General features: G+C 36.9%; 5 protein-coding genes and 1 pseudogene. 1 reads left to right on the top strand and 5 read right to left on the bottom strand.

The genetic code is table 11. The features are described 5' to 3' along the window. Positions 1-378 precede the first annotated feature (378 nt). From JCM9152_RS20780 to JCM9152_RS23835, 4 genes and pseudogenes are all read right to left on the bottom strand, one after another. Positions 379-1,251: a pyridoxamine 5'-phosphate oxidase family protein gene (locus tag JCM9152_RS20780; protein WP_052016264.1), complete on the bottom strand. Its 873-nt coding sequence runs from the start codon at positions 1,249-1,251 to the stop codon at positions 379-381. Continuing rightward, positions 1,251-1,688, bottom strand: a complete 438-nt coding sequence (locus JCM9152_RS20775) for a VOC family protein (protein WP_035347685.1) — start codon at positions 1,686-1,688, stop codon at positions 1,251-1,253. Before JCM9152_RS20775 ends, JCM9152_RS20780 begins: the two co-directional genes overlap by 1 nt. A 396-nt stretch (positions 1,689-2,084) precedes the next feature. Further along, positions 2,085-2,192: pseudogene (locus JCM9152_RS24260) on the bottom strand (hypothetical protein); the annotation flags it as partial. 35 nt (positions 2,193-2,227) lie between these two features. Further along, entirely contained in the window at positions 2,228-2,533 is a 306-nt protein-coding gene (locus JCM9152_RS23835; RefSeq protein WP_052016262.1) for a chloride channel protein, read from the bottom strand. Positions 2,534-2,847: 314 nt separating this feature from the next. Between JCM9152_RS23835 and JCM9152_RS20765 the strand changes: the two genes are divergently transcribed. After that, positions 2,848-3,249: a VOC family protein gene (locus JCM9152_RS20765; RefSeq protein ID WP_035347684.1), complete on the top strand. Its 402-nt coding sequence runs from the start codon at positions 2,848-2,850 to the stop codon at positions 3,247-3,249. Between the two features lie 538 nt (positions 3,250-3,787). On the opposite strand, the gene JCM9152_RS20760 is transcribed toward JCM9152_RS20765, so the two are convergent. Continuing rightward, the gene (locus tag JCM9152_RS20760; RefSeq protein ID WP_035347683.1) at positions 3,788-4,165 is read right to left on the bottom strand and encodes a VOC family protein; all 378 of its coding nucleotides are present in this window, start codon (positions 4,163-4,165) and stop codon (positions 3,788-3,790) included. Positions 4,166-4,257: the final 92 nt, after the last annotated feature.

Genomic DNA, 4,257 nt, shown 5'->3' with positions numbered 1-4,257 from the left:
TGTGCAGCTCCATGAAAGTATACGGCCTCATTCATCATGACAAAATTCAAAGGAACAGTCTTAAGTTGTTTAGAGAATATATGGGACAACATCGGCCTGCCGGCAGCCTCATTGGGGTGACAGATCTAGCGTTTCCTGAGCAACTGATCGAAATCAGCGCCGTCGCTCACACGGACTGATTGGCTAGGCCATCCACAGGCGATGGCCTAGAATATTGCTGTATAGAAGCGCACAGAACCGTATCATTAAGTGAAGGTGAAATGGCATAACAATTTGGAGGATTGCAAATACGTATATAGATTGTATTCGGGGCAATCCTCATTCTTATTTGCTTGCATCAATCGTAAGCGATACTGGAAGGTGTAGTAGATTTTGCGTTTATGAAGGGTTAGATGGAGAGTAGCTTTCAAACGTCCATCTGAGTGGGAATCCTCCGATGACATTTCTAATTTGTCTAACATTAAAACAAATAGATCTCTCGCTCCCCACCCATTGTACCGTCGTTTCTCCATTGATCTGCAGAAGATTTCCTGCCTCAAAATCAAGAAATAACAACCCGGTTTGCGGGTTTTCAACTATATTTCCCAGCGTATTGAACATTGCGTTACCTTTATAGTCTTGAATCACTAATGTGCGCTGGTCAACGATATGAACAAATCCAGGCAATCCTCCTCGATGACTAGCATCCGCACCACTTTCCGAGTGGTGCGTCGCAATAAAAAACGTATCTGAACGACGAATCATTTCCATCTGCTCTAAATCCAGTTGGGTAGCCAATCTAGGTTTTATTCTTTTCATGGGTTTGAAGCCTGAAAATGTGCGTGATTGTATATATTTCGGACAGTTTGAATAGACCTCTCTAGTTTTTACAAGAAATCCATTTTCGTGAACTTGTGTAATGAGCCCATTTACTCGCATGCGCTTTCTAGTTGCAAATTCGATGGCAAGAATTCCTATTGAGTGGCCAACTTTGATGCCAGCAAATACGGGATCTGACTCCAGGGGGAGTGATGATACAAATATTGTGTGCGCGTCTACTACCTTAACAAATCCGGATTCGTCATAGATCACCGAAGCCCAGACAAAGTCATTTTCATTTCGTACCCCAATGATTAACATCACCTGTTGTTCGATGAATTGCGCAGCGACCTCTGGAATAGTATCATGAATAATCTTGCTTACACGTGAAGCCTCATCGCGTAAGCAAGATTTTTCTTGAACATTAATTTCTCCTTGATGATAGCGCATCATTAAAAGAACCCACAGGCTGGGCCTTCTGTATAACGATGATCACGGGACTCTCTGTCTAAAGGTGCATAAATTTCTAATCGAATTCCATCCGGATCTAAGAAAAATATGCCTCCAGAATTCGATCCCTCTTCATGTGCAGTAATCCCTTCGTAAATCATCTTTACGCCCATTTTCACAAGCTTTTGCTCTATGGTTTTGATAGTATCAATCGAATCGGTTTCGAAAGCCAAGTGATGGAGCCCGGAATGGCTTTTTGAAAATTCGGTTTTGCTCTGTTCCCATAAGGTAAGAGCTACATTTCTGTTATGCCCTAAGAAGGCAAATTTCTTTCCCTTCTCATATGATTCACGAATCGTTTCAAGTTCAAAAATGTCTGTATAAAAAGCAAGAGATTGTTCAAGGTTGGTTACATTAAGTCCTACATGACCTATTTTCATTTTATTGACCTCCAATTTATTTTCATCAAAAAGTGCCCATTCCTGTTAAGTTCCATAAACAATATTTATTTCGCGCAGAATTTTCACCTTCCTTTCATCTGCACATCTAAATTAACCCCCTGGAACATATTTATATGGTTATTTTAATGACTTTTATTTAACCTGTCAATAAATATTTATATGGTTAATTTTAAGGTGATATTAGTTTTGGGGTATGGAGATGTCATCGCATAAAAGGTTTCCAATAGTCATCGGTCAAAGAATACAACCGGCCGTCGTAAATGGTGCTCGATGAAAGTGTGTGGAAATCGTACGAAATGCAGCGAGAAATGACATAGGTAAACCCATGAATGAGTGTAAAGTATTTCCTAGTGTTGCCCCCATGAAAAATAAAGGAATAGCTTCACCGCCTACAATGCCCGCTCCAAACGTTATTGACGTAAATACTAACTTGGCTAGAAAAGCAAAAGGAGGAACGCCTACTTTATAAGGTTGTTCTATCATATCTAAGCCTCGGCCATTCTAATTTTTTGAACCAGCTATTGATGTGCCACAATGATTATTCCTCCAATAAAGGCTCTTTTCATATGATTTTTCTTGAAAAGCTTTTCTGATAACTTTTGTATTCCATGTCTCAACTGACAGTATAAAACACTTAACAGACTGAAAATAATAGAAGCTAGAATCACTTTCATAAACGTCATAACAGATAATGTCGTTACACTTTGTATAATAAATTTTTCGTGTTTATGCCCCCAGGTCGCTGTCGTTATAAAGAGATGAACAAAGCTAGCGACAAGACAAGGGACAAGTGCTTCAAATTTAAGCTTTCCTAAAGTAGCCATTTCCAGCACCAAAACCAGCGCTCTGATTTATACATGGAAGAAGTAAATGAGATTACTCCTACATTATTTAGCTATAATACGAGCAAATAGGTGAATTCACTCTGGATCGAGAAGGTGATCTCATTTTAAACTTAAATTTTCATAAACATTAAAAAAACGCTTAGAATAGAACGTTAGTTCGTGTATAATGTAATTTAGAATTATTGAAAATACAATTGGTCGAATAGGTGCCAGAGCACGACCATACCGAGATTTATCCAACCTAATTAATCATGTTACAAAAAATGTTTAAAAAATTGTAGGAGGATTAAATCATGAGTGACGTTAAAGCAAAACCATTTCTCAAGAAAGTGCATTGTAATTACATCCCGGTTAGTAATGTTGAAAAAGCGGTTGAATGGTATGAAAGATGTCTTCAATTAAAAAGGGTGTCACCTGAGGGAGGCATTATGGAACTAGGGAATGGAGATTGGTTATTTTTAATAGAAGCCAAACAAAAAGTTAATGCCAATTTTTTAACAGATAACTGGGACGGAGAAGGTTTCGAGATGTTTTCACTAACGTTTGAAGTAGAGGACAGTCAAGCGTTATACGAACAACTTCTAACTGAAAAGGTTGAAGTAGAACCAGTTACTAACCAGGGGAAATGTGGCCTCCAATTTACTTTTATAGATTTAGACGGTAATAAATTTAATGTTTGGGAAGATGTTCAATAAATTCATTGTAGCGAGGTTTATATGATTGAACATGTTGCTACTTTGGAAGGACCTGTATGGGATACCGTGTTTATCTTAAGACCGATGATGGGCTAGAAAATATTCAAAATTAAAACCAAATGGTGCGCGATTTAGTCTTTATAAAATAATTAGTATAGGAAGTTTTATATTTTACAAAATGATTTTTAATGAAAGGATGAGTCAAATGAATGCAAAAGTTATAACAAAAGCCCCTTTTACAGTAGTAGGTTATCAATCCAAGCCAATCTAAAAGAGATCGAAGAACAAGGATTAGGTGAAAAAACGTTAAAGCTATTAAATAATAATATAGTTTTTTAGGCTATGACTTTGAAGTTTGGGATGAACGGTATAATCCTGATGAGATGGAGAATGAAATAGATGTATATGTTGCTTTGAAGTAATGACAACCTTTTATTGTTACACCTTTACAGGGGTTGAAAATGATGTCGAACGATGGACGATTGGACAAACACAAAAGGACCGTATGTGTTATTAAGACGGTCTCCTTTTGGTTTTCTTACACTTGTACTTCACTCATCAATGCATGCGTATTATCTTCTGTATCTTTAAAAAATACCATCCATGTTTCTATTTGTCCCATTTTTGCTACCACATGTGGTTCATTGATAAAACTAACTCCTTTACCTGCTAAGCGCTCATAAGTCTCTATAATAGTAGTTACTTGAAAATAAATAACCGAACTTGAATGAGCGTACTCCTCTTTTTCTGATAGTGTTAACATTAGGCGTAACCCATTACATTCAAAGAAGGCCATACTGTCAGTGTTAAAAAGAAGGGAAAGACCCAATTTTTCTTTATAATAATGTAATGCTCTATTCAAGTCTTTAACAGGTACACCAATCTGTCCAATTTTTTGAACCATTGTCGTTTCCATAATCCATTTCTCCTTTCAAATATCTATTTCATATAATCATATATCATTTTCTTCACGAAAGAATTTTTATTAGTTGTGATAATCTAATTAGT

The organism is Halalkalibacter hemicellulosilyticusJCM 9152 (assembly GCF_000513115.1).
Lineage (GTDB): Bacteria > Bacillota > Bacilli > Bacillales > Bacillaceae_D > Halalkalibacter > Halalkalibacter hemicellulosilyticus.
This window is presented reverse-complemented; position numbering and strand designations above follow the sequence as displayed.